Below are 24,027 nucleotides of genomic sequence, written 5' to 3'. Positions count from 1 at the left end.
CTTCCCAAAGCAATCGAATGCCCTTCGGTCGCCATTCTCATGACAACTCAATCACAGGGGGCCGGCATGCGCCGGCATGAACATATGATCGCCAAACCTTTCCTTCTTTGTGCCTCCGCCTTGTGCGGAAGCCTTGTTCTTTTAAGCAGCCAGCCGGCTTATGCCGCCTGCACGACGACCACCGGCGCCGACGGCAAGAAGACGGTGACCTGCACCGATACCAGCCCGGCGACCAACATCGGCTCGGGCAATGATGTCTTCGTCAATGAGGGGACGATCGACGCCGCAGCGGGCGTGGCGCTGATCGCGGGCACCGACACCGGGACCATAACGAACAACGGAACGATCGCCGCACGCGCCAGCAACACGCCCGGTCTGCACGCGATCAGCGTCGGCGGGATGCGCGCGGGCAGCAAGATCGTCAATTCGGGGACGGTTTCGGCCGCGGATAGCGTCGGGGCGCATGGCATCGTCGTGGCCGGTTCGGCCACCATCGAAAATAGCGGCACGATTGCGACGGCGGGCCAGCATTCGCGCGGCATTTCGGTCGGCAATGACAGCAGCCTCACGCACGGAGGCACCGCCGCCTCGATCCGCAACACCGGAGCGCAAGGCTACGGCGTGTTCGTAGGTTCGAATAGTATTGTGACCTCCTCCGCTTCGATTCGGGCCGAGTCCGATGGTATCGGCGTTCAGCTTGGCGCGGGCTCGACGCTCGACAACGCAGCCGAGATTTTCGGCACACGCAACGCAGTTGCCTTCGGCGGCAGCGGGACGCTGATCAACCGCGCGGGCGGTTCGCTGACCAATTCGGGCGCCGCCTCGGCGGTCGTGATGACGTTCGGACAGAATCAGCTGACCAATGGCGGCGTCATCGACGCGCCGAATATCGATGCCAACGGTTCGGTCATCACATTCAATACCACCCTGGGGACGACCGGTACGATCAGGAACGATGCAACCGGCACGATCGGCCACGCGGGGATAGCCGACGGAACCCGCGCGATCTCCTCGGGCAATTCGGGCAAGGTTGTCGTGCAGAACAGCGGCCGCATCCATGGCGACATCCGCATGGAGGACGGCGAGGGCAAGGCGATCTACAACGGTGTCGAGGGTGAAGGTGCGGCCCTTGCCGGCCCCAGCCTCATCGACGGCGACATCTGGCTGACCGCCGAGGACGATGTCGTTCGCAATGCGGGGACGATTTCGGGCAATGTGAATCTTGGCGACGGCGGCAACCGGGTGAACAATCTCGCCGGGGGAACGATCAACGGGAACCTGACCTTCGGCGCGGGCGGCGCCGGATCGCTCGCAGATCCCGGCAACCGCCTCTCCAACGGCAGCGGTGCCACCATCAACGGCAATCTCAACTTCGGGGGCGGCGCGGACAGCATCGACAATTCGGGCACGATCAACGGCATCGTGAACATGGGGGATGGAAACGACCTCATCTTCGTCGGCGGCTCCATCGGCGGCGACGTGCTGCTGGGTTCAGGCGACGACTATCTCACAATCGTCGGCCGCCCGACCGTCGCGGGCAATGTCCGCATCCAGGCCGAAGGCGGCGACGCCGATCTGCTGGTATTCAACGGGGACAGCGGAACCTGGGATGCCGAACAGTTTCAGGGGTTCGAGCGGCTGCGGATCGAGGGCGCGACGACCCTCACCGGCGGCTGGGGCGCCTTTTCGGCCGGGATGGAAACATTTGGCAGGCTCACGCTTGCCGAAGGCGCGGACAATGAGCTGTTCGGCGATATGGAGGTCGAGAACCGCGGCACCTATGTGTTGAACGGCACCCATATCGGCAACATCAGCATCGCCCAAGGCGGCGTATTGGCAGGCATCGGCCGCGTCAGCGACATCACGCTCGACAATGCGGTGGTGACCAATGCGGGCGTCGTTTCGCCCGGTCAGGGCATCGGCACGCTCACGCTGCTGCGCGACTATACCCAGACCGCCACGGGCCGCCTCGACATCGAGCTGGGGGCGCCGGGAACCTCGGACCTGCTCGCCGTCGGCGGTACCGCGACGCTCGCCGGCACGGTCAATTTCATCCCGCTCGATCTGGCGGGGTCCGGCGCCTATACTTTCATGACCTACGCCGCGCGCAGCGGCACCTTCGATCAGGTCACCAGTGGCGCCGCGACTCCGGGGCTCTTCTTCACCTACGCCGTCGATTATCAGGCCGACAAGGCCGTGGTGAACGTCGTGAAGACCGGCTCCACGCCGACGCCCACACCAACCCCGACGCCGACGGCCTGCACCCCTGCCAACCCGACATCGGGCCAGACCGTGATCTGCAAACCGCCGGTCGACCAAGCCTATCTGTTCGCCGCGCAAGACCTGACCATCAAGGTCGAAGGCGCGCTCGACTATCTCTCGCCCGATCCGCTGATCCGGACGACGGGCAGCAACGCAATCCTCTCGGTGGCGGCCGGCGCGGGCATCGTGAACCAGCATCAAGCGGGCGCGGCGCTTGCGATGGAGGGCGAAACCAACCGGCTGACCAATGCCGGTCTGATTAACACGCCCAATGCGTCACCCGGCCAGAATACGGCGATCATCCGCTTCGCCAGCGCGCCCGGCAAGATCAGCACGCTCCGGAACGAGGCCAGCGGCACCATCGGCCAGCAGGGCAGCACCAATATCCGCGCGGTCAGCGCCGCCAACGCAGGCATCATCGTGGTCGAGAATGCCGGCCGCATACATGGCGCGCTCGACCTGTCAGGCGCCGAACGCGCCGAAATCACCAACGGCCTGCGCGGAAATGACGGCGCGTTGGCCGGTCCGATGCTGATCGACGGCGCGATCCTGACCGGCCGCGGCGACGACGTCGTCACCAACTGGGGCACGATCGCCGGCCATATCGAGACCGCCGATGGCTATGACATCATCGAAAACCGCGAGGGCGCGACGATCGGCGGTGACGTGAAATCGGGCGCGGGCGACGATCTCCTGACGCTGGACGGCGTGGTGACCGGCGCCGTCGACACGGGCGCCGGAGACGACCGGGTAGACGTTCTGGGTTCGGTGAACGGCAATGTCCTGCTGGGTGACGGCAACGACCAGTTCGGGATCATCGGCGCGGCGACGATTGCCGCCGGCCGCATCATCGACGGCGGTGCCGGAGGCACCGATATCGTGACTTTCTACGGCAATACCGGCACCTGGGACGCCGCGCGTTTCGCCAATATCGAAGGACTGGTGAAGGACTCTGGCGGCACAACGATACTCACGGGCGATTGGCAGCTTGGCAATTCGGCAAGCTCCACGCTTGTCCGGTCCGGCCAGCTCGAGCTGGCCGCGGGCGGTGCTCTGCACGGTGGCACGACGGTGCGCACCCAAGGCAGCTACACGCTCGACGGCGCGAATATCGGCAATGTGACGGTCGAGGCCACCGGGATGCTGACGGGAACCGGCGCGATCGGCAGCGCCGCGCTGTTCGCCGCGGGCACCCGCCACAACCTGACCAATGGCGGGATCGTGGCACCCGGCAACTCGATCGGGACGCTGACCGTGTTCGGCGACTTCACACAGGGTGCGGGCGGCCAGCTCAACATCGAACTCGGCGCGCCTGGACTCTCCGATCTGCTCGACATCCGTGGGGCGGCCCGCCTTGACGGCGCGGTACAGTTCATCCCGCTCGATGCCGCCACGCTCGGCCGCTACACCTTCCTCGTCGCGAACGGCGGGGTCACCGGCCAGTTCGCCTCGGTCAATCCCGACCAGGCGCTGGCGCAGCAGGGGCTGCTATTCACCTACGCCGTGGATTACAGCCAGGCCAATCAGGTCTCCGTGAACGTGACCAAGACGGGTTCGGGAACACCGACGCCGACACCGACACCCACTCCAACTCCAACTCCAACTCCAACTCCAACTCCAACTCCAACTCCAACTCCAACGCCAACTCCCACCCCAACTCCAACTCCCACGCCGACGCCGACGCCGACGCCGACGCCACCAATCATCCCGGTAATCGCTGGGCTGACGCCCAACCAGACGGCAGTGCGGAACGCATTTCTTGCCGATGGAGCGTTCACCTCCGATCTGGCAGCAGTGCGTGCGTCGCTCAACATCATCGATCCGGCACGGGCTGCCGCAGCTCTCGACTCCTTCTCGGGCGAGGTGCATGGCGCGACGCCCGCCGTCGCGGCGCAGGCGGGGCGCCAGTTTGCGGGTCTGATCGAAGGCCGCATGACCGCGGAACGTTCGGGTTATTCGTTGGCCGACGCCGAACAACGATCCGACGACAAGGGCCATGGCACGGCATTCTGGATGCAGGGTATCGGCACCTTCGGCGATGTCGACGGAGGCGCCTTTGCCTCTGGCTACGGCTATGATGTCAAGGGCCTGGCAATCGGTGCCGACCGCCAGGTCGACGAAACGGCGCGCCTCGGTATCGCGGGCGGCTATTCAAGCACCGACTTCAACCAGGCTGGCACGGCGTCCAATGGCGCTATCGATAGCTATCATGTCGGTGCCTATGCGATGGTCGATGCGGACGATCTCTTCGTCGACGCTCAGCTCGGCTATGCGCGGCACGAGATACGCACCAGCCGCAGGATCATCACCGGCAACAATGCGTCACGCCAGGCGGGCGCGGACACCGGCGCGGATGAGTTCCGCACCGCGGTCAAGGCGGGCACCACACGCGGCTTCGGCGACGTGTCTCTCCGACCGACTCTCGGCCTCGACTATGCGCGGGTGAACCAGAACGGTTTCGTCGAAACGGGCGCCGAGGAAGCCGGACTGATCGTCGGCAACGCCGAATATGAAGCGTTGACCGGCACGATCGGGCTCGACCTGATCGGCGAGATCAAGGTCGACGGTGGCAGCGTGAAGGCCTTTGCCAATCTCGCGCTCGCGCATGATTTCGTTCAACACGGCTGGTCGGTTTCCTCGCAAATGATCGGCGGGGTCGGCCGCTTCAGGGTCGATGGCCTCGAACCGGGGCGCACCGTCGGTCGGGCCGATCTGGGGTTGATCGGCACGATCGCGGGCGCCGATTTCAGGGTCGGCTACAGATTGGAAGCCCGCGAACATTTGACCGCCCATTCGGTCTCCGGCGGCATCACCTTCCGCTGGTAACCGACCGCCCCGGCTCCACGGCTTGCGTTTTTCACCGTGCCAGCAAGCCGCCGGAGCCGGGGCATTCTTCGGGCCAGTCCCGTCACCCGGAAGCCGCTTGCCCTTGTGTGTCGCCACGTCACGAAAGTGGTTGCGCCAATCTTGAACATGCCGGGCTGTCAGGCGGCGCGCATCTGTAATGCCGGAGAACTCCACGAGCTTTTCTAAGTAGCTTCGCCATTGTGCTACCGTGCGCGCGCTGCGGCCCGGCTGGGCGGCATAACGGTCGAATAGCTCCATAATCCCGATACCGGGTTTGCGGGCCTCCTCGGCGCGCAACTCCCGGCCTAGGGCAAGTGCCCCCGTTCCCGGTCAAGGCGAGCCGCAGCCGCCTTTAGCGCGAGCTGGGCAGCAAAGGCCGGGTCCGCTTCGGCCCTCGCCTCGGTCGCTTCCCAGTCGGCCTCGTCCAATTCCGCAGCCTCCATTGAGGCGCGCTCTATATCGTCCGCAATGGCTTGCGAACGCCGCACGGCCTCAGGGCTAGCATTGACGGCCCGATCAGCCCTTGGCGCCACGCCGCGCCCTCGGATCGACCGCGCTTTGTCAATCTCGTCATTCGACCGCGCGACATGCGCCGGTAACAACCGCTTCGCCCGTTCCTGCGACTTCACCCCCAGCGAATACCGCCATTCGGTGATGGGCTTCCCCTTCGCGCCGACGATCATGCCGCGCACATCGGGCGGCACTGCACGGCGAAACCAGTAGGTTGAATCTACGCGATCAAGATATTGAATACGGGTCATCGGCAGTACTCCAATTGGAGTAGCTGACTGGATTAAACCCGCAGTTTTCCGCTGTTTCAAAGCATTTCCAACCACTTAGGAAGGAATGGTGCCCAGAAGAGGACTCGAACCTCCACGACCTTGCGATCGCCAGCACCTGAAGCTGGTGCGTCTACCAATTCCGCCATCTGGGCACGGGGTAGGAGCGGGCGCTTAGCGGCGCGTGTGTCGGCTTGTCAACCGCATCGGACGAGCCAGAGTGCATTTTATCGCAAAGCCGTCGGTTTCGCGTCATAATGCCCTGCTCGCCCCTTGCTCCCCTCCCCGCTTCGCGGCATGGGAAGGCCGTCGGCGCGCCCCGCGCCATCCAGAGAATCGATCACAGGCGGACGACATGCAGAAACTCGACGGGCAATTGATCACGGTATTGGGGGGCGGCGGCTTCCTCGGCCGCTATGTCGTGCAGCGTCTGCTCGCGCGCGGCGCCCGCGTCCGCATCGCGCAGCGCGAACCGCGCGCGGCGACCTTCCTGAAGCCGCTCGGCGGGCTCGGCCAGACACAGTTCGTGGCATGCGATGTCCGCGATCCCGCCAGCGCCCTCCGCGCGGTGCAGGGCAGCGATGCGGTGATCAACCTCGTCGGCGCGTTCGGCGACATGCAGGCGGTGCAGGCCGACGGCGCGGGCCATGTTGCCGCCGCGGCGAAGGCGGCGGGCGCCGGCGCGCTCGTCCATGTCTCGGCGATCGGCGCCGATTCCGCGAGCGCCTCGGCGTACGGCCGCAGCAAGGGCGACGGCGAAGCGGCGGTTCGCGCGACCTTTGCCGACGCCGCGATCCTGCGCCCGTCGATCCTGTTCGGCCGCGAGGACCATTTCATCAACCGCTTCGCGGGGATGATGCGCATGGCCCCGGTCGTTCCGGTGATCGCGCCGAATGCGAAGTTCCAGCCCGTCTATGTCGGCGACGTCGCCGATGCGGTCGTCGCGGCGCTCGGTAGCTACGCCGCAGGCAAGACTTTCGAGCTTGGCGGGCCGCAGGTGCTGACGATGGCCGAACTGCTCCGCTGGGTCGCCGATGCGACCGGCCGCAGCCCGCTGTTCGTCGACGTTCCCGATTTCGTCGCCTCGGCGCTCGCGAGCGGTTTTGGCTGGGCGCCCGGCGCGCCGATCACCAAGGATCAGTGGCTGATGCTCCAGCATGACAATGTCGTCGCCGAGGGCGCCGCGGGGCTGGCCGAACTCGGCGTCACGCCGACCTCGCTCGCCTCGGTCGCCGACGGCTGGCTCGTCCAATATCGCCGCCATGGTCGTTTCGCCGAGCTCGCTTCGCGATAATGGGTATCTGGCTGACCGCAATCATCCTCGGCATCGTCGAGGGTTTGACCGAGTTTTTGCCCGTCTCCTCGACGGGGCACCTCATCCTCGCGACCGAGCTGCTCGGCTATGACGCCGCGCGCTGGGCGGTTTTCAATATCGCGATCCAGCCGGGGGCGATCCTCGCGATCGTCGTCCTGTACCGGAAATTATTCTGGGAGATGTTCACCGGCTTTTTCCGCCGCGATCCGGTGGCGATCGCCTTTGTGCGCAATCTGCTGCTCGCCTTTTTCCCCGCGGTCATCCTCGGCCTCGCCTTCGGCGATTATATCGAGCTGTTGCTCGAAAATGCCGTCGTCGTCGCCTGGGCGCTGATCATCGGCGGCTTTGCCATCCTGCTCGTCGAGCGTTTCGCCAAGACGACGGACGTCGGCGGGGTCGCGAATGTGTCGGCGCGGCAATCGATGCTCGTCGGGCTGGTCCAGTGCATCGCGATGATCCCGGGTGTCAGCCGCTCGGGCGCGACGATCCTCGGCGCGATGTCGTTCGGAGTCGACCGCAAGACCGCCGCCGAGTTCAGCTTCTTCCTCGCGCTCCCGACGCTGACCGGCGCGACCGTGCTCCAGCTGTTCAAGCATCGCGATGCGATCACCACGAACGACCTCGGCCTGATTGCGGTGGGCTCGCTCGTCTCGTTCGTCGTTGCCTGGGCGGTGATCAAGGCCTTCCTTGCCGTCGTCACGCGTTACGGCTTTGCCCCCTTCGCCTGGTATCGAATCATCGCGGGCGTCGCTGCACTGATCTGGCTCGGCATGAGATAGGGCCGGCACGGTATTAATTGACGAAAGATAATTGCGCGGACCTGTTTTGAGGCAAATTCACCCTCCATTTTAGATTAGTAATGCTGTCCTAACTTGCAATTTGGCCGTGACAGGCCGATTTCGCCGATGCAATTCCCCGCTCCAGAAGGGGATACTGCATGGCTTCCGATCGCATGCTCCAGTTTGTGGAGCGTGAACAATCCTATCCGGACAAGCGCTCCGCCGAAGAACGCGCGCGCGACTTTCGCGAGATCGCCGAGCGCTACGCCGCGCCCGATGCCGACGCGCAGGCCGCACGCTGCTCGCAATGCGGCGTGCCCTATTGCTCGGTGCATTGCCCGCTCCACAATCATATTCCCGACTGGCTGCGGCTGACGGCGGAAGGCCGGCTGCGCGAAGCCTATGAGCTCAGCAACGCGACCTCGACGATGCCCGAGATCTGCGGCCGCATCTGCCCGCAGGATCGCCTGTGCGAAGGTAATTGCGTCATCGAATTTTCGGGTCACGGCGCGGTGACGATCGGCAGCGTCGAGAAATATATCACCGACACCGCCTGGGCCGAGGGCTGGGTCGAGCCGCTGCATGTCGGCGCCGCGACCGGCCAGTCGGTCGGCGTGATCGGCGCGGGTCCGGCGGGCCTGACCGCGGCCGAATATCTGCGCGCCGCGGGGCATGAGGTGCATGTCTATGACCGCCACGATCGCGCCGGCGGCCTCCTCACCTATGGCATCCCCGGCTTCAAGCTGGAAAAGGATGTCGTGATGCGCCGTATCGACCGGCTGGTCGAGGGCGGCATCCACTTCCACCTCGGCTTCGCGGTCGGCGAGGATGCGACGCTCGACGCGCTGCGCCAGAAGCATGACGCGATCCTGATCGCGACCGGCGTCTACAAGGCGCGCGAGATCAACGTTCCCGGCAACAGCGCCGATGGCGTGATCGCGGCGCTCGACTATCTGATCGCGTCGAACCGCAAGAGCTTTGGCGACGCGGTTCCGGCGTTCGACGACGGCCGCCTCGATGCCAAGGACAAGCATGTCGTTGTCATCGGCGGCGGCGACACCGCGATGGACTGCGTCCGCACCGCGGTGCGCCAGGGCGCGAAGTCGGTGAAGTGCCTCTATCGCCGCGACCGCGAGAATATGCCGGGGTCGCAGCGCGAGGTCGCGAACGCCGAAGAAGAAGGCGTCGAGTTCGTCTGGCTCTCGGCACCCGAAAGCTTCACCGCCGACAAGCATGTGAAAGAGGTCGCGGTTGCGGGCATGCGCCTCGGCGCCCCCGACGCGAGCGGGCGCCGCAGCCCCGAAGCCGACCCCGGCCGCAAGTTCGACGTGCCCGCCGACATGGTGATCAAGGCGCTGGGCTTCGACCCCGAGGAACTGCCGCATCTGTTCGGTTCGCCCGACCTGTCGGTCACGCGCTGGGGCACTTTGCGCGTCGATCACCAGACGATGATGACCAGCCTGCCCGGCGTTTTCGCCGCAGGCGACATCGTGCGCGGTGCCAGCCTGGTCGTCTGGGGCATCCGCGACGGCCGCGATGTTAGCGAGCAGATGGCAAAGTGGTTGAAGGTGAAGGCAAAAAGCGAAAAGAAGGCGGCATGACCAACAGGGAAGGAAATATATGATGCCGTCGTTCCAATCGATCCTGCTTGCCGGTGCCGCCGCGATGCTGCCGCTCGGCGCGCCCGCCCATGCCGCGCAGAAGGAAGCGCCGGTCGCCGAAACCGTGGCGGCGCCCGCAACCGAAGACGAAGCCGCCGCTCCTTTCGACAGCGAAGCCTCTGCCGAAGCGGCAAAGGCCAAGATGCAGAAAGAAATGGACGAAGCGATCGCGCTCGTCGAAAAAATGTTCGACACGAGCAGCCTGCCGCCGATCGATCCCGCACGCCTGACGCTCGCGCAGCAGACCACCGCCGCGCTGATCCCGAACGGCAGCGTCGAGAAGATGGTCGACAATCTCTACGGCAAGATGTTCAAGACGATCATGGGCGAGCTGGGCGGCCAGTCGGACCTGATGCTCTCGATCCAGACCGGCGTCGAAAGCGAACAGATCGCCAAGCTCGACGAGGCGACCAAGGGCAAGGTCGCCGACATGTTCGACCCGCACCGCAAGGAGCGCGAGGACCAGATCACCAAGGTGATCAAGCCGCTGATCAGCGAAGCGCTCGCCGACATGGAACCGCCGATGCGGAGCGGGCTCGCCAAGGCCTATGCGCGCAAATTCACCGGCGCGCAGCTTACCGACCTCAACACCTTCCTCGCGACGCCGACCGGCAATATCTATGCGAGCGAATGGATGGCGTTGCAGGCCGACCCCGAAGTGATGCTGGCGGTGATCAAGGCGGTGCCGCCGCTGATCACCAAATTCATCGACCGCGCGCCCGAGCTCGAGAAGGATTTCAAGGATCTGCCGAAGGAAAAGCAGCTCTCCGACTTCGACGACAAAGAACTCGGCAAGCTCGCCAAGCTGATGAAGGTCGATGTGAAAGTGCTGAAAGAACAGCGCGACATGTGGAAGACCGACAGCGCCGAAGCGACCGAGGCGGTCGCGGTCGAGGCGGCCGACGATTATGCGGTCGACGCGGCTGCCGATGCTGCGACCGCGGCGGCGGACGCGGCCGATGCCGCGGTCGCCGACCCCGCCTATGACCGCAGCAACTGGTCGGCCGCCGACCTCAAGCGCGTCGAAGACCTCGAGCTCGCTTACGAAAACGCCTCGCTCGCCGCGCAGCAGGCCGCCGAAGAAGCGGCCGAAAACGCGCGCAAGAAGCTACCCGACTAAACACTCCGTCAGGACGAAGATGATGACCCACTACCCCACCCCCGATCACGCACGGCTCGAAGCCGAAGGCATGTATCGCCCCGACATGGAATCCGATGCCTGCGGCGTCGGCATGGTCGCGGCGACCGACGGCAAGCCGTCGCGCCGCGTCGTCGAGGCGGCGATCGAAGCGCTGCGTGCCGTCTGGCACCGCGGCGCGGTCGATGCCGACGGCAAGACCGGGGATGGGGCGGGCATCCATGTCGACCTGCCCGTCCGTTTCTTCGACGATGCGATCGCGGCGTCGGGGCACAAGGTGCGCCCGAACCGCCTCGCCGTCGGCATGGTCTTCCTGCCGCGCACCGATCTGGGCGCGCAGGAGGAATGCCGCACGATCGTCGAGGCCGAGATCATCGACGCGGGCTTCACCATCTATGGCTGGCGCCAGGTTCCGGTCGACGTGTCGGTGATCGGCGACAAGGCGCAGCGCACGCGCCCCGAGATCGAGCAGATCATGATCGCGGGCCCTCTGCCCGACGAACAGTCGATCGCCGAGTTCGAAAAGCAGCTCTATCTCGTCCGCCGCCGGATCGAGAAAAAGGTGATCGCGGCGCAGATCGCCGACTTCTATATCTGCAGCCTGTCGGCGCGCTCGATCATCTACAAAGGGCTTTTCCTCGCCGAGAGCCTTGCGGACTTTTTCCCCGACCTCACGAACAAGCTGTTCGAGAGCCGCGTCGCGATCTTCCATCAGCGCTATTCGACGAACACCTTCCCGCAATGGTGGCTCGCGCAGCCGTTCCGCTGCCTCGCGCATAACGGCGAGATCAACACGATCCGTGGCAACAAGAACTGGATGAAGAGCCACGAGATCAAGATGGCGAGCCTCGCGTTCGGCGAGCATAGCGAAGACATCAAGCCCGTGATCCCGGCGGGCGCATCGGACACCGCCGCGCTCGACGCGGTGTTCGAGGCGCTGTGCCGCGCCGGCCGCGACGCGCCGACGGCGAAGCTGATCCTCGTCCCCGAGGCGTGGACGACCGAATGCGACGTCCCCGACAACCACCGCGCGATGTATTCGTACCTCGCCAGTGTGATGGAGCCGTGGGACGGCCCCGCCGCGCTCGCGATGACCGACGGCCGCTGGGCGGTCGCGGGCATGGACCGCAACGCGCTCCGCCCGCTGCGCTACACGCTCACCGCCGACAATCTGCTCGTCGTCGGCTCCGAGAGCGGGATGGTGCTGCTGCCCGAGGCGAGCATCCGCAAGAAGGGCCGCCTTGGCCCCGGCCAGATGATCGCGGTCGATCTCGACGACGGCACGCTCTACGAAGACCTCGCGATCAAGGACAAGATCGCCGACGCGCAGGATTATCGCTCGCGCGTCAAGGGCTTCCGCACGATGGCCGACCTGCCCAAGGGCGGTAAGGCGTCGCTGCCGCAATGGGACCGGAGCGAACTGCTGCGCCGTCAGGTCGCCGCGGGGCTGACCATGGAGGATATGGAGCTGATCCTGTCGCCAATGGTCGAGGATGCGAAGGAAGCGATCGGCTCGATGGGCGACGACACGCCGCTCGCGGTCATCTCCGACAAGCCGCGCCACGTCGCGCAATTCTTCCGCCAGAATTTCAGCCAGGTCACCAACCCGCCGATCGACAGCTTGCGCGAACGGCATGTGATGAGCCTGAAGACGCGCTTCGCGAACCTTGCGAATATCCTCGATGAAAAGGGGCAGAGCGACCACGTCCTCGTGATCGACAGCCCCGTGCTCGTCGGCGACGACTGGGATCGCCTCCGCGCCTATTTCGGCGATGCGGTCGCCGACATCGACTGCACCTTTGCCGCGGGCGGCGATGCGTCGACGCTGCGCGAAGCGATCGCACGCGTTCGCCGCGAGGCCGAAGACGCCGTGCGCGCGGGCCGCTCGGAACTGTTCCTCAGCGACCAGTCGATCGGCGAAGGCCGCGTCGGCATGGCGATGGTGCTCGCCGCCGCCGCCGTCCACACGCATCTCGTCCGCAAGGGACTGCGCAGCTACGCCTCGATCAACGTCCGTTCGGCCGAGGTTCTGGACACCCACGCCTTCGCCGTGCTCGTCGGCGTCGGCGCGACGACCGTCCACGCCTATCTGACCGAAGCGGCGATCGCCGACCGTCAGGCGCGCGGGCTGTTCGGTGAGCTCTCGCTCGACGACTGCCGCCTGCGTTTCCGCAAGGCGATCGACGACGGGCTGCTGAAGATCCTCGCCAAGATGGGGATCGCGGTGATCTCCTCCTATCGCGGCGGTTATAACTTTGAAGCTGTTGGCCTGTCGCGCGCGCTCGTCAACGACCTCTTCCCCGGCATGCCGGCGAAGATCTCGGGCGAAGGCTATCAGTCGCTCTTCATCAACGCGACCGACAAGCATAGCGCGGCGTTCGACAGCCGCGTCACCACGCTGCCGATCGGGGGCTTCTATCGCCAGCGCGCGGGCGGCGAGACGCACGCCTATTCGGCGCAGCTGATGCATTTGCTGCAAACCGCGGTCGCGACCGACAGCTATTCGACCTATCTGCAATTCGCGCGCGGGGTCGCCGACCTGCCCCCCGTCTATCTGCGCGATCTGATGGAGTTCAACTATCCGGCGCAAGGCGTCGCGCTCGACAGCGTCGAGGCGATCACTGAGATCCGCAAGCGCTTCGTCACCCCCGGCATGTCATTGGGCGCGCTTTCCCCGGAAGCGCATGAGACGCTGGCAATCGCAATGAATCGCATCGGCGCCAAGGCGGTGTCGGGCGAAGGCGGCGAAGCGAGTGAGCGCTATCGCCCCTATGCCAACGGCGACAACGCCAACAGCAACATCAAGCAGATCGCGAGCGGCCGTTTCGGCGTCACCGCCGAATATCTCGGCGCGTGCGACGAGATCGAGATCAAGGTCGCACAGGGCGCCAAGCCCGGCGAAGGCGGCCAGCTTCCGGGCTTCAAGGTCACCGAGTTCATCGCCCGCCTGCGTCACGCGACCCCGGGCGTGACTTTGATCTCGCCGCCGCCGCACCACGATATCTATTCGATCGAGGATCTCGCGCAGCTCATCTACGACCTGAAGCAGATCAACCCGAAGGCGCGCGTCTGCGTCAAGCTCGTGAGCTCGGCGGGCATCGGCACCGTCGCGGCGGGCGTCGCGAAGGCGCACGCCGACGTCATCCTCGTCGCAGGCAACACCGGCGGCACAGGTGCCAGCCCGCAAACCAGCGTCAAATACGCCGGTACGCCGTGGGAAATGGGCCTCAGCGAAGTCAATCAGGTGCTGACACTCAACGGGCTTCGCCACCGCATTCGCCTCCGCACCGACGGCGGGCTGAAGACCGGGCGCGACATCGTGATCGCCGCGATCCTCGGCGCCGAAGAATATGGCATCGGGACTTTGAGCCTCGTCGCGATGGGCTGCATCATGGTGCGCCAGTGCCACTCGAACACCTGCCCCGTCGGCGTCTGCACGCAGGACGAGAAGTTGCGCCAGAAGTTCACCGGCTCGCCGGAGAAGGTCATCAACCTGATGACCTTCATCGCCGAGGAGGTGCGCGAAATCCTCGCCAAGCTCGGTTGCCGCAGCCTCGACGAGGTCATCGGCCGCACCGAATTGCTGCGTCAGGTCAGCCGCGGCGCCGAGCATCTCGACGACCTCGATCTCAACCCGATCCTCGCCAAGGTCGACGCACCCGACGATCAACGCCGTTCGCAGGGGCCGAGCTTCCGCAACCCGGTTCCCGACAGCCTAGACGCGCAGATCCTCAACGACGCCAAGCCCTTGTTCGAGCGCGGCGAGCGCATGCAGCTGACGTACAACGTCCGCAACACCCACCGCGCCGTCGGCACCCGCCTGTCGGCCGAGGTCACCGCACGCTTCGGCATGAAGGGACTCGCCGACAATCATGTGCAGGTGCGCCTGCGCGGCACCGCGGGCCAGTCCTTGGGCGCCTTCCTGTGCCAGGGCATCACGCTCGAGGTATTCGGCGACGCCAACGACTATGTCGGCAAGGGTCTCTCGGGCGGCCGCATCGTCGTGCGCCCCACCGTGTCGAGCCCGCTCGTCAGCCAGCATAACAGCATCATCGGCAACACCGTCCTTTACGGCGCGACCGCGGGCACGCTGCTCGCGGCGGGTCAGGCGGGCGAACGCTTCGCGGTCCGCAATTCGGGCGCCAAGGTCGTCGTCGAAGGCTGCGGCGCGAACGGCTGCGAATATATGACCGGCGGCACCGCGGTGATCCTCGGCCCCGTCGGCTCGAACTTCGGCGCGGGCATGACCGGCGGCATGGCCTTCATCCTCGACACCGACGGCCAGTTCGAACGGCGCGCCAACGCCGAATCGATCGTGTGGCAGCGGCTCGACAGCGCGCATTGGGAAGGCGTGCTGAAGGAACTCGTCGAAGACCACGCCAAGGCCACCGGCAGCAAATGGTCGAGCGAAGTCCTCGCCGACTGGGACCGCTGGCGGGACCAGTTCTGGCAGGTCTGCCCGAAGGAAATGCTGACGAGGCTGGCGCATCCGCTGAGCGATGCCGAAGCCGAGGTCGTTGCGGCGGAGTAATGCACGTTGCCCCTGCGACGGCAGGGGCAACGGTATTTTGCCGCGTTCCCGAGGCGCCTTATCGCATCGCGGCACCCGTTCAGCCCAGTGAAAGCGTCGCTTCCCTATAAACGCCGCTTTGCTGAACCTGACGTCCTTCGAAAGGATGGAGCCATGACCCGTTTTGCCCTGATCGCCCTCCCCCTGCTCGCGCTCGCCGCGCCGCTTCCGGCCGCCGCGAATGAAATGCAAGGCGCCGTCGCGACGCTCAACGACCCCGTGGCGCAGGATCGGATGGCCGACACCATCACCGCGATGGTCGGCGCGCTGATGCAAATGCAGATCGGGCCGCTCGCGAAAGCCGTGGCGCAGATCGATCCCGAATCCGACGCCGCCTATATCCCGCCCGATGCCACGCTCGGCGAAGTGACCGGCCGCGACCCCGAATATGCCGAGCGCATGGGCGCCGACGTCCGTGCGAGCACGCGAATGGCGGGGCACGCCGCCTCGGCTCTCGCGGCATATGCGCCCGTGCTCAAGGACATGGCGCGTGACTTTGCGGCGCAATGGGAACGCGAGCGCGAAGCGTCGCGCCGCTGACGCTTAATCCACAATCGCCGGGCCTCGGCGCGCCATAGCCGTTGCGCGCGGCGCCCCGCTGCCGCTATGCCGGGGGCATGTGGCAACTCTATCAATTCCCGCTCTGTCCTTTCTCGCGCAAGGTCCGCCTTTTGCTGGGCGAAAAGGGCGTCGGTTATGAGTTGGTGCGCGAATCGCCGTGGGAGCGCCGCGACGAGTTCATCGATCTGAACCCGGCGGGGCGAACCCCCGTGATGGTCGATCAGGCGCGCGGCCAGCTGCTGATGGACAGCATGGCGATCGCCGAATATTTCGAGGAAACCGTCGAAGGCAAGGCGATGATCAACGGCACCGCTGCGAACCGCGCCGAGATCCGCCGCCTGACGTCATGGTTCGACCATGATTTCTATTATGAAGTCACCGGCCCCTTGCTGTTCGAACGCATGCAAAAACGCATCGTCCACCGCCAGCCGCCCGACGGCGGCGCGCTGCGCGAGGCGATGAAGGCCGCGAACAACCATCTCGATTATGTCGATTACCTCATCGACCACCGCACCTGGCTCGCCGGCGCGACGATGAGCCTCGCCGACCTGACCGCCGCCGCGCATATCTCGGTCGCCGACTATCTCGGCGGGATCGACTGGACGGGGCACGAACAAACCAAGGGCTGGTATTCGGGGCTGAAATCGCGGCCGAGTTTTCGGCCATTGCTGGCGGAGCGGATGGAAATCGTCAGCCCGCCGAAATACTACGAAGACGTCGACTTTTGACCGTCGCCCCTGCGAAGGCAGGGGCCGCTTGCAGCCTTGCGCCGCACCGATAGCGGCCAGTTAAGGGTTGGACATGCCCCGCATGTCCAAGGGTTGTCCGGGGGACAACCCGACCCTTCACTCCTTCGCGGGAGCGACGCGCTAGTCAGCACCCTTTGTATTTCCAGTTCCGGTCCTTGCCCTCGGCGACCTGCGCGACGATCGTTTCGATGCGCTTGACGCGCGTTTCCTCGCGCTTCGCTTCGAGCACCCATTCGATATAATCGCGGCGCTTGCCGGGCGAGAAGGCTTCCCAATGGCCTTGGGCCGCGGCATTGGCCTTCAGCGCCGCGCCGAGATCGGCTGGCAGGTCCAGCGCCGCCTTGGGTTTCGGCGCCGGGCGTTTGGGCTTGGCCTCGGAGCAGAGCGCCGCCGCCTTGACTATGAACGCCGCCATCTCGGTGTCGGAGGGCAGATCGGCGAGCGATGCCAGCCGTCCCATGCTGCCCATCGCGCCGGTATCGCGCGGCGATCCGGTGACCTCCTCGTCGCGCCAGAAGCCAAAGGTCGCATGGCCCTTGAACGCCGCCATGCCCGCCAGATTTTGCCCCTTCAGCACGAAGGCCGGCACGCCCCATTTCAGCGTCTCTTCCGCGCCCGGGGCGTATTTGTGGACCAGTTCGCGAAGGTGATTGAGGATCGGTTGCGCAAAGGGCTGCGCCTTCGCGATATAGGCGTCGACGCGCGGGTCGCGGGTCAGCCCGGCCACCGCGCCGCGACCAGATAGTTGAGCGCCTCGCTGCCGCCGAGCTTGAAGCCCTTCGCCGCTGACGGCGACAGGCCGGTGCGGTCGACGACCTCCAGCCCCGCGCCTTCGAGCAGCCTGGTCAGCTCTTCGGGCTTCAGAAACTGGTCCCAGTCGTGCGTCCCAAGCGGTACCGCGCCAATCCGCTCGGCGGCCTCGACGAGCAGCAGTTTCGACAGCATCGTGCGATTGGGGGTCGACAATATCATCAGCCCGCCGGGCGCAAGCCGCGCCGCGAGTTCGCCGATGAACGCCGCGGGATCGGCGACATGCTCGACGACCTCCATCGAGGTGACGAGGTCGAAGGTCGCGCGCGGCAGGGCGGCGAGTTCGCCGGCGAAATAGCCGATCGCCAGCCCCTGCCCGGCGGCATGATCGCGGGCGGCGGCAATATTCTCGGGCGCCGCATCGACACCCGTCACCGTGGCGCCCATCCGCGCGAGCGGCTCGGCGAGCAGGCCGGCGCCGCAACCGACATCGATCGCGCTCCGTCCGGCCAGCGCATAACGCTCGCGCGCATCGACATGCCAGTGCGCGTCGATCTGGTCGCGGATATAGGCGAGGCGTACCGGATTGAGCTTGTGCAGCATCGCCGACGACCCATGCGGATCCCACCAGTCGGCGGCGAGCGCCCCGAAATGGGCGGCTTCGTGCGGATTGATCGTGGCGGCACTCATGCCCTGCGATGTGGCACCGTGCCTCGCGCCATGCAAGAAATTCTATCGCGCGCATACGTTCGCGCGCTTGCCATCGCCCTCCCCCTTGCCTAACGACGCGAGCGCCGCAGAAATGCTCGGAAAAGTTGCGGCAGAAACTTATTCAGGAAAGCGGGGCGACATGGCGCGGATCGTGATGAAATTCGGGGGCACGTCGATGGCGGGCACCGAGCGGATTCGCACCGTGGCGAAACTCGTCGCGCGCGAAGTCGCCAATGGCAACGAAGTCGCGGTCGTCGTCTCGGCGATGGCGGGCGAAACCGACCGGCTCGTCAATTTCTGCCGCGAGGCAAACCCGCGCTACGACCCCGCCGAATATGACGTCGTCGTCGCCGCGGGCGAACAGATCACCTCGGGGCTGCTCGCGCTCACCTTGCAGGCGATGGGCACCCCCGCGCGCAGCTGGCTCGGCTGGCAGCTCCCGATCCGCACCGAAGAAGCGCACGCCCGTGCGCGCATCACCGACATCGACACCGGCGCGCTCGGCGCCGCGATGGCAAAGGGCGAGGTCGCGGTGATCCCCGGCTTTCAGGGCCTGATGGACGACGGCCGCGTTTCGACGCTCGGCCGCGGCGGTTCGGACACCAGCGCGGTCGCGGTTGCCGCAGCGCTCAAGGCCGATCGCTGCGACATCTACACCGACGTCGACGGCGTCTACACGACCGACCCGCGCATCGTCGCGCGCGCGCGCAAGCTCGACTATGTGACCTATGAGGAAATGCTCGAACTCGCGAGCGTCGGCGCCAAGGTGCTCCAGACGCGCTCGGTCGGGCTCGCGATGAAAGAGGGCGTGCGCGTGCAGGTGCTCTCGAGCTTCGTCGAGGGCGACGAGGCTCCCAAAAAAGGCACGATGATCGTCAGCGACGAGGAAATAGAGGAACATCAGATGGAACGGCAGCTGATCACCGGCATCGCCCACGACAAGAATGAAGCGAAGATCATCGTCACGCGCGTGCCCGACAAGCCCGGCGCGGTCGCGAACATCTTCGGCCCGCTCGCCGCGGCCGGGATCAACGTCGACATGATCATCCAGAATGTCGGCCGCGAAAAGGGCGAGACCGACGTGACCTTCACCGTTCCCGCCATCGACCTTCTCCGCTCGATCGACCTGCTCGAGAGCGCGAAGGACAAGATCGGCTTCAACCGCATCATCAGCGACGACAAGGTCGCGAAGATCAGTGTCGTCGGCGTCGGCATGAAGAGCCACGCCGGGGTCGCGAGCACGATGTTCCGCGCGCTCGCCGATCGCGGCATCAACATCCAGGCGATCTCGACCAGCGAGATCAAGGTCAGCGTGCTGATCGACGAGGACGAGACCGAACTTGCGGTGCGCGTGCTGCACACCGCTTACGGGCTCGATGCCGAGTAAGCTATTCGGCCACCAGCGGTTGCAGCCCGCCGCCCGCGCGGCGGCGTAGCCGCGCCTGCGTGATGACATGCACCACCGCGATGTGGATCGCGAACAGCCCGAATTTCGACGCCAGCGGGAAAATCCCGATGAACAGCGGCCACCATGCGGTGAAGAAGAGCGCGATGACGAGGTTCAATCCCGCGCTCGTGAACATCAACGCCGCCCAGATCATCCCAAAGCGGTCCATCACGTCGCCGACGATCGCGAGCTGTTCGGGCAATATATAGCGATTGAGCCAGCCGCGGCGGAGCATCACCGACCCGACGATCAGATAGACGATCGTCGGCTTCGCCATCACGAACCGCGGGTCGCCGGTAAAGAGCGTCGCCGCGGCGGTAAAAAGCACCGACGCCAGGCTGATCCATTGCAGCGCCGCGACCTTCTTGCCGCGCACCAGTTCATAGCCGACGACCGCAAGTGCGACGACGGTGCCCGCGATCGTCGCGGGAACGATCCCCGCACCGGCAACGAGCAGCACCGCAAAAACGAGCACACCGAGCGAGTCGAACAGCATCGGCCCGAGAGCGTAGAGCAAGGTTTTCATCCGCCTGTCCTTCCGACTCAATGTTATCGACGTAAACATTGATCGCAACGCGGACCGGGGTCAAGCAGAAATTTACGTTGTTAACATTGAGAGCGGTGGACCGTGGCGTCGCAGCGATCAGCCACGCGGCGACCCCACTGCAGGGACGGCGAAGTCGTGCCTGAAAACTCAGGCTTCGGGAATGGGCCAAAGCAAGGTAAGCAACGCCATGCGAATCGAAGGCGACTATAACAGCGACGGTTACGCGACAATCAGGGGCCTGATCCCTCCCGAGGTCGCCTCGAACCTGTTCCGGCAGATCCAGATTGACCTTCAAGCCGCGGGGAAATCTTTTGAAACCTTCGCCCAGTCGCACGCCCTCTCAAGGCAGCCGACCATCGAGATTTCGGGCCATTTCTACCGGCCGCTGACAACCTTCCTGTGGGGCCTCACGCCGATCATGTGCGAGCTCACCGGGGCGGACTTGCTGCCGAGCTACGACTATTTTCGCATCTATCAAAAGGACGATATCTGCCGCGTCCATTCGGACCGCCCGTCATGCGAACACAGCGTCTCGCTCACGCTGGCTTATAGCGACGATTTGCCATGGCCGCTCGAAGTCGGCTCGACACGCGTGACCGGAGAGGGCCCGTGCACCGAGGATTTCGGCGACGAACCCTTTTCCGCGGTCGAAATGGAGCCCGGTGACGCCGTCCTGTATCGCGGAATAGATCTGCGCCACGGCCGAACCATGCCCAATCCCAACCAATGGTCCGCGCATCTTTTTCTGTTCTGGGTCGAACGCGGTGGCCAATTCGAGCAGCACGCATTCGATGTGCAACGCCTCAAGTCGGAAATGGAACGCGTCGGCAGTTTGAATGCCTGAGCGGCTTTCGCGGCGACGATGATGGTAGCAGGTCCGGTTTCGACCGGGAGCCGCGGATAAGATGTGTGCCCCCGGCGAATGCCGGGGTCCAGAATTCCAACGCGAACCTGCGCATTTCCGCAATGGGCCCCGGCTTTCGCCGGGGTGCACAAGGAGCAGCCCCCACCCCCAAGCCGACACCAACTTCGAATAATTCTTTCCTACATTATCCGGCCGTGCTCCATACTGGCCGATGGAACAACTCACGCCGCCTCCTCCGCTGCTCGCCGACACCTGCCTCGCCTTCACCCCTGTTCCGCAGCAGCGGTGCCGCGCCGACGGCTGGACGCCCGTGACGCAGGCGAATTTCATCCGCGCGCTCGAAGCGATGGGCTCGGTCGGCAAGGCCGCGCGCGCTGTCGGCATGGGCCGCGCCTCGGCTTACCGCCTGCGCGAACGACCCGACGCCGCAAGTTTCGCGTGCGCATGGGATCGCGCGATCGCGACAGGCCGCATACACCAGTTCAGCATCGCGATGGACCGCGCGCTCAACGGCGTCACAGTGGTCCGTGTATTCAAAGGCGGCGCGATCGACGTCAGCGGCGGCCCCGACATGGCGATCGTGAATGCTATCCTGCGCGACGAGAGCTTCGCTAAAGCGACAAAGGAGACAGAATGAACGCGCGCATGCGTATCTTTTGTCGCTTTAAGCCCAAAAGAAGACCCGCCCCCGGGCCCATGTCCCCGGAGGCGGGCCGCGACCCGTCGTCCTTTGGCCGCCGCCGGTCCCGCGGCATGATGCAGGACCGGCGGCGCCGGATCAGGCGAGGTCGAAACGGTCGGCGTTCATCACCTTGGTCCACGCCTTGACGAAGTCCTTGACGAACTTCTCCTCATGCCCCGTCTCGGCATAGACTTCGGCGACCGCGCGCAGTTCGGCGTTGGAACCGAAGATCAGGTCGGCGCGCGTCGCGCGCCAGGTCTCGCCGCCGCCCTTGCGGTCGGTCGCGACATATTCCTGATCGTCCGAACCGTCGACGGCCTTCCACACATTGGTCATGTCGAGCAGGTTGACGAAGAAGTCGTTCGTCAGCTTGCCCGACCGCTTGGTGAAATGGCCATGCCCGCGCTCGCCGTGATTGGCGCCGAGGACGCGCAGCCCGCCGATGAGCACTATCATTTCGGGCACCGACAGGCCGAGCAGCGAGGCGCGATCGAGCATCATCTCCTCGACCTTCACCGCCAGCTTCTTCTTGCCGAGATAGTTGCGGAAGGCGTCGGCCTCGGGCTCCATCACCGCGAAGCTGTCGGCGTCGGTCTGCTCGTCGGTCGCATCGCCGCGGCCGCCGGTGAAGGGCACCGCGACATTGAAGCCCGCATCCTTGATCGCCTTTTCCAGACCGACCACGCCGCCGAGCACGATCGCATCGGCGATCGACAGATTGCCGCGCAGCCCGTCGAGCGTGCTGAGCACCTTGGCGAGCTGGGCGGGCTCGTTGACTTCCCAGTCCTTCTGCGGCGCCAGACGGACGCGCGCGCCATTGGCGCCGCCGCGGAAGTCGGACTTGCGATAGGTGCTCGCCGACGCCCAGGCGGTCTTGATCAACTGGCTGACAGTCAGCCCGCTATTGGCGATCTTGTCCTTCACCGCCTTGACATCGGCATCCGACGGCTTGCTGCCCGCGGGGATCGGATCCTGCCAGATCAGGTCTTCGGCGGGGACTTCGGGCCCGAGGTAACGGATCTTGGGGCCCATGTCGCGGTGCGTCAGCTTGAACCACGCGCGTGCAAAAGCGTCCCGGAACGCGTCATGGTCGTCGCGGAATTTCTCGCTGATCTTGCGGTACGCCGGATCGCGCTTCAGCGCCATGTCGGCGGTCGTCATCATCGTCGGGACCTTCAGGTTCGGATCCCACGCCGCAGGCGCCATATCCTCTTCCTTCTGGTCGATCGGCTGCCACTGGTTGGCGCCCGCGGGCGACTGCACCAGCTCGTAATCATAGTCGAACAGCAGGCGGAAGAAATTGTCGGTCCATTTGTCGGGCGTGTTGGTCCACGCCCCTTCGAGGCCGCTGGTGACGGTATGTTCGCCGATGCCGCCGCTCTCATGCCCGCTGACCCAGCCGAAGCCCTGCGCGGCGAGGTCGCCGCCCGAGGGCGCGGCGCCGAGCAGCGACGCGTCACCATTGCCGTGCGCCTTGCCGAAGGTATGGCCACCCGCGGTGAGCGCGACCGTTTCCTCGTCGTTCATCGCCATCCGCGCGAAGGTTTCCTTCATGTCGCGCGCCATGCCTTCATTGTCGTGCGAATTGCCCTGCGGCCCTTCGGGATTGACGTAGATCAGGCCCATCTGGATCGCGGCGAGCGGGCCTTCGATCTCGTGGAAGCCATGTTCAGGGGCGATGCGCGTCTGCACGCCCTGGTTCACCCATTTGTCTTCGCTGCCCCAATAAATGTCGCGCTCGGGCTCGAACACATCGGCGCGGCCGCCGCCGAAGCCGAATACCGGGCCGCCCATGCTTTCGATTGCGACATTGCCGGCGAGGATGAACAGGTCGGCCCAGCTGATCTTGTTGCCGTATTTCTGCTTGATCGGCCACAGCAAGCGGCGCGCCTTGTCGAGGTTGCCGTTATCGGGCCAGCTGTCGAGCGGCGCGAAGCGCTGCTGCCCGCTGTTCGCGCCACCGCGGCCGTCGGCGGTGCGATAGGTGCCCGCGGCGTGCCACGCCATGCGGATGAAGAAGGGCCCATAATGGCCATAATCCGCCGGCCACCAGGGCTGGCTGTCGGTCATCAGTGCGGTGAGGTCATCCTTCAGCGCCTGATAGTCGAGCGACTTGAACGCCGCGGCATAATCGAAATCGTCGCCCAGCGGGTTCGACGAACCATTGGGGTTGAGGATCTCGGTCGCCAGCATCTCGGGCCACCAGTCCTTGTTGGTGCGGCCGAGCAGCGCACGCGCGCCGCCGGGCTGGTGGATCGGGCAGCCGCCCGCGGGATCGATGGGGGTGGGGTCGTTCATGCAGTCTCTCCTTTTATGGTTTGGGAATGCTGACGCGGCCGGATGACCGGCGCATGACGAGCCGAC

16 protein-coding genes and 1 tRNA gene are annotated in these 24,027 nt (G+C 65.4%); 11 read left to right on the top strand and 6 right to left on the bottom strand.

What is annotated here, in order from left to right; genetic code table 11:
* The first annotated feature begins 66 nt into the window (after positions 1-66).
* Positions 67-5,088 (top strand): autotransporter domain-containing protein, encoded by a 5,022-nt coding sequence (locus V8J55_RS18650; RefSeq protein ID WP_336447100.1) that lies wholly within the window; start codon positions 67-69, stop codon positions 5,086-5,088.
* A gap of 326 nt (positions 5,089-5,414) precedes the next feature.
* Here the strand turns inward: V8J55_RS18650 and V8J55_RS18645 are convergent, their stop codons facing one another.
* On the bottom strand, positions 5,415-5,870 hold the full coding sequence (locus V8J55_RS18645) for a DUF6538 domain-containing protein (protein WP_336447099.1): 456 nt from the start codon (positions 5,868-5,870) through the stop codon (positions 5,415-5,417).
* Positions 5,871-5,956: 86 nt separating this feature from the next.
* Positions 5,957-6,043: transfer RNA gene (locus tag V8J55_RS18640), tRNA-Leu, on the bottom strand.
* 200 nt (positions 6,044-6,243) lie between these two features.
* Here V8J55_RS18640 and V8J55_RS18635 point away from each other — a divergent pair.
* The 7 genes from V8J55_RS18635 (at position 6,244) to V8J55_RS18605 (ending at position 16,640) form a co-directional block, all read left to right on the top strand.
* Entirely contained in the window at positions 6,244-7,182 is a 939-nt protein-coding gene (locus V8J55_RS18635; RefSeq protein WP_336447098.1) for a complex I NDUFA9 subunit family protein, read from the top strand.
* Positions 7,182-7,982 (top strand): undecaprenyl-diphosphate phosphatase, encoded by an 801-nt coding sequence (locus V8J55_RS18630; RefSeq protein WP_336447097.1) that lies wholly within the window; start codon positions 7,182-7,184, stop codon positions 7,980-7,982. The genes V8J55_RS18635 and V8J55_RS18630 overlap by 1 nt, the downstream gene beginning before the upstream one ends.
* A 158-nt stretch (positions 7,983-8,140) precedes the next feature.
* Positions 8,141-9,583: an NAD(P)-dependent oxidoreductase gene (locus V8J55_RS18625; protein ID WP_037518249.1), complete on the top strand. Its 1,443-nt coding sequence runs from the start codon at positions 8,141-8,143 to the stop codon at positions 9,581-9,583.
* Positions 9,584-9,605: 22 nt separating this feature from the next.
* The gene (locus V8J55_RS18620) at positions 9,606-10,763 is read left to right on the top strand and encodes a DUF2059 domain-containing protein (protein WP_336447096.1); all 1,158 of its coding nucleotides are present in this window, start codon (positions 9,606-9,608) and stop codon (positions 10,761-10,763) included.
* A 19-nt stretch (positions 10,764-10,782) separates the two neighbouring features.
* A complete protein-coding gene (gltB, locus tag V8J55_RS18615) occupies positions 10,783-15,312 on the top strand; it encodes a glutamate synthase large subunit (RefSeq protein ID WP_336447095.1) in 4,530 nt (1,509 codons plus the stop codon).
* Between the two features lie 153 nt (positions 15,313-15,465).
* Positions 15,466-15,891 (top strand): hypothetical protein, encoded by a 426-nt coding sequence (locus V8J55_RS18610; RefSeq protein ID WP_336447094.1) that lies wholly within the window; start codon positions 15,466-15,468, stop codon positions 15,889-15,891.
* 77 nt (positions 15,892-15,968) lie between these two features.
* On the top strand, positions 15,969-16,640 hold the full coding sequence (locus V8J55_RS18605) for a glutathione S-transferase family protein (protein ID WP_137893423.1): 672 nt from the start codon (positions 15,969-15,971) through the stop codon (positions 16,638-16,640).
* A 145-nt stretch (positions 16,641-16,785) separates the two neighbouring features.
* On the opposite strand, the gene V8J55_RS18600 is transcribed toward V8J55_RS18605, so the two are convergent.
* Both V8J55_RS18600 and ubiG read right to left on the bottom strand, forming a co-directional pair.
* Positions 16,786-17,388 carry a YdeI/OmpD-associated family protein gene (locus V8J55_RS18600; protein ID WP_336447093.1) on the bottom strand — a complete coding sequence of 201 codons (603 nt, stop codon included), beginning with the start codon at positions 17,386-17,388 and terminating at the stop codon, positions 16,786-16,788.
* Positions 17,376-18,101 carry a bifunctional 2-polyprenyl-6-hydroxyphenol methylase/3-demethylubiquinol 3-O-methyltransferase UbiG gene (gene ubiG / locus V8J55_RS18595; protein WP_336447091.1) on the bottom strand — a complete coding sequence of 242 codons (726 nt, stop codon included), beginning with the start codon at positions 18,099-18,101 and terminating at the stop codon, positions 17,376-17,378. Before ubiG ends, V8J55_RS18600 begins: the two co-directional genes overlap by 13 nt.
* A 160-nt stretch (positions 18,102-18,261) precedes the next feature.
* On the opposite strand from ubiG, the gene V8J55_RS18590 reads away from it, so the two are divergent.
* On the top strand, positions 18,262-19,509 hold the full coding sequence (locus V8J55_RS18590) for an aspartate kinase (protein WP_037518270.1): 1,248 nt from the start codon (positions 18,262-18,264) through the stop codon (positions 19,507-19,509).
* Between the two features lies 1 nt (position 19,510).
* On the opposite strand, the gene V8J55_RS18585 is transcribed toward V8J55_RS18590, so the two are convergent.
* Positions 19,511-20,095 (bottom strand): inner membrane-spanning protein YciB, encoded by a 585-nt coding sequence (locus V8J55_RS18585; protein WP_336447089.1) that lies wholly within the window; start codon positions 20,093-20,095, stop codon positions 19,511-19,513.
* Positions 20,096-20,303: 208 nt separating this feature from the next.
* Between V8J55_RS18585 and V8J55_RS18580 the strand changes: the two genes are divergently transcribed.
* Both V8J55_RS18580 and V8J55_RS18575 read left to right on the top strand, forming a co-directional pair.
* A complete protein-coding gene (locus V8J55_RS18580) occupies positions 20,304-20,960 on the top strand; it encodes a hypothetical protein (RefSeq protein WP_336447088.1) in 657 nt (218 codons plus the stop codon).
* A 232-nt stretch (positions 20,961-21,192) separates the two neighbouring features.
* On the top strand, positions 21,193-21,618 hold the full coding sequence (locus tag V8J55_RS18575; protein ID WP_336447087.1) for a hypothetical protein: 426 nt from the start codon (positions 21,193-21,195) through the stop codon (positions 21,616-21,618).
* Between the two features lie 141 nt (positions 21,619-21,759).
* Here V8J55_RS18575 and katG read toward each other — a convergent pair whose 3' ends face one another.
* Positions 21,760-23,961, bottom strand: a complete 2,202-nt coding sequence (gene katG / locus V8J55_RS18570) for a catalase/peroxidase HPI (RefSeq protein WP_336447086.1) — start codon at positions 23,959-23,961, stop codon at positions 21,760-21,762.
* Between the last annotated feature and the right edge of the window lie 66 nt (positions 23,962-24,027).

The sequence above is a fragment of the Sphingopyxis sp. CCNWLW2 genome, assembly GCF_037095755.1.
In the GTDB taxonomy this organism is placed as follows: domain Bacteria; phylum Pseudomonadota; class Alphaproteobacteria; order Sphingomonadales; family Sphingomonadaceae; genus Sphingopyxis.
This window is presented reverse-complemented; position numbering and strand designations above follow the sequence as displayed.

Bases quoted from the DNA above. Each gene is read 5' to 3' on its own strand.
- V8J55_RS18650 (WP_336447100.1), top strand. From the start codon at position 67: ATGCGCCGGCATGAACATATGATCGCCAAACCTTTCCTTCTTTGTGCC.
- V8J55_RS18645 (WP_336447099.1), bottom strand. From the start codon at position 5,870: ATGACCCGTATTCAATATCTTGATCGCGTAGATTCAACCTACTGGTTT.
- V8J55_RS18635 (WP_336447098.1), top strand. From the start codon at position 6,244: ATGCAGAAACTCGACGGGCAATTGATCACGGTATTGGGGGGCGGCGGC.
- V8J55_RS18630 (WP_336447097.1), top strand. From the start codon at position 7,182: ATGGGTATCTGGCTGACCGCAATCATCCTCGGCATCGTCGAGGGTTTG.
- V8J55_RS18625 (WP_037518249.1), top strand. From the start codon at position 8,141: ATGGCTTCCGATCGCATGCTCCAGTTTGTGGAGCGTGAACAATCCTAT.
- V8J55_RS18620 (WP_336447096.1), top strand. From the start codon at position 9,606: ATGCCGTCGTTCCAATCGATCCTGCTTGCCGGTGCCGCCGCGATGCTG.
- gltB (WP_336447095.1), top strand. From the start codon at position 10,783: ATGATGACCCACTACCCCACCCCCGATCACGCACGGCTCGAAGCCGAA.
- V8J55_RS18610 (WP_336447094.1), top strand. From the start codon at position 15,466: ATGACCCGTTTTGCCCTGATCGCCCTCCCCCTGCTCGCGCTCGCCGCG.
- V8J55_RS18605 (WP_137893423.1), top strand. From the start codon at position 15,969: ATGTGGCAACTCTATCAATTCCCGCTCTGTCCTTTCTCGCGCAAGGTC.
- ubiG (WP_336447091.1), bottom strand. From the start codon at position 18,101: ATGAGTGCCGCCACGATCAATCCGCACGAAGCCGCCCATTTCGGGGCG.
- V8J55_RS18590 (WP_037518270.1), top strand. From the start codon at position 18,262: ATGGCGCGGATCGTGATGAAATTCGGGGGCACGTCGATGGCGGGCACC.
- V8J55_RS18585 (WP_336447089.1), bottom strand. From the start codon at position 20,095: ATGAAAACCTTGCTCTACGCTCTCGGGCCGATGCTGTTCGACTCGCTC.
- V8J55_RS18580 (WP_336447088.1), top strand. From the start codon at position 20,304: ATGCGAATCGAAGGCGACTATAACAGCGACGGTTACGCGACAATCAGG.
- V8J55_RS18575 (WP_336447087.1), top strand. From the start codon at position 21,193: ATGGAACAACTCACGCCGCCTCCTCCGCTGCTCGCCGACACCTGCCTC.
- katG (WP_336447086.1), bottom strand. From the start codon at position 23,961: ATGAACGACCCCACCCCCATCGATCCCGCGGGCGGCTGCCCGATCCAC.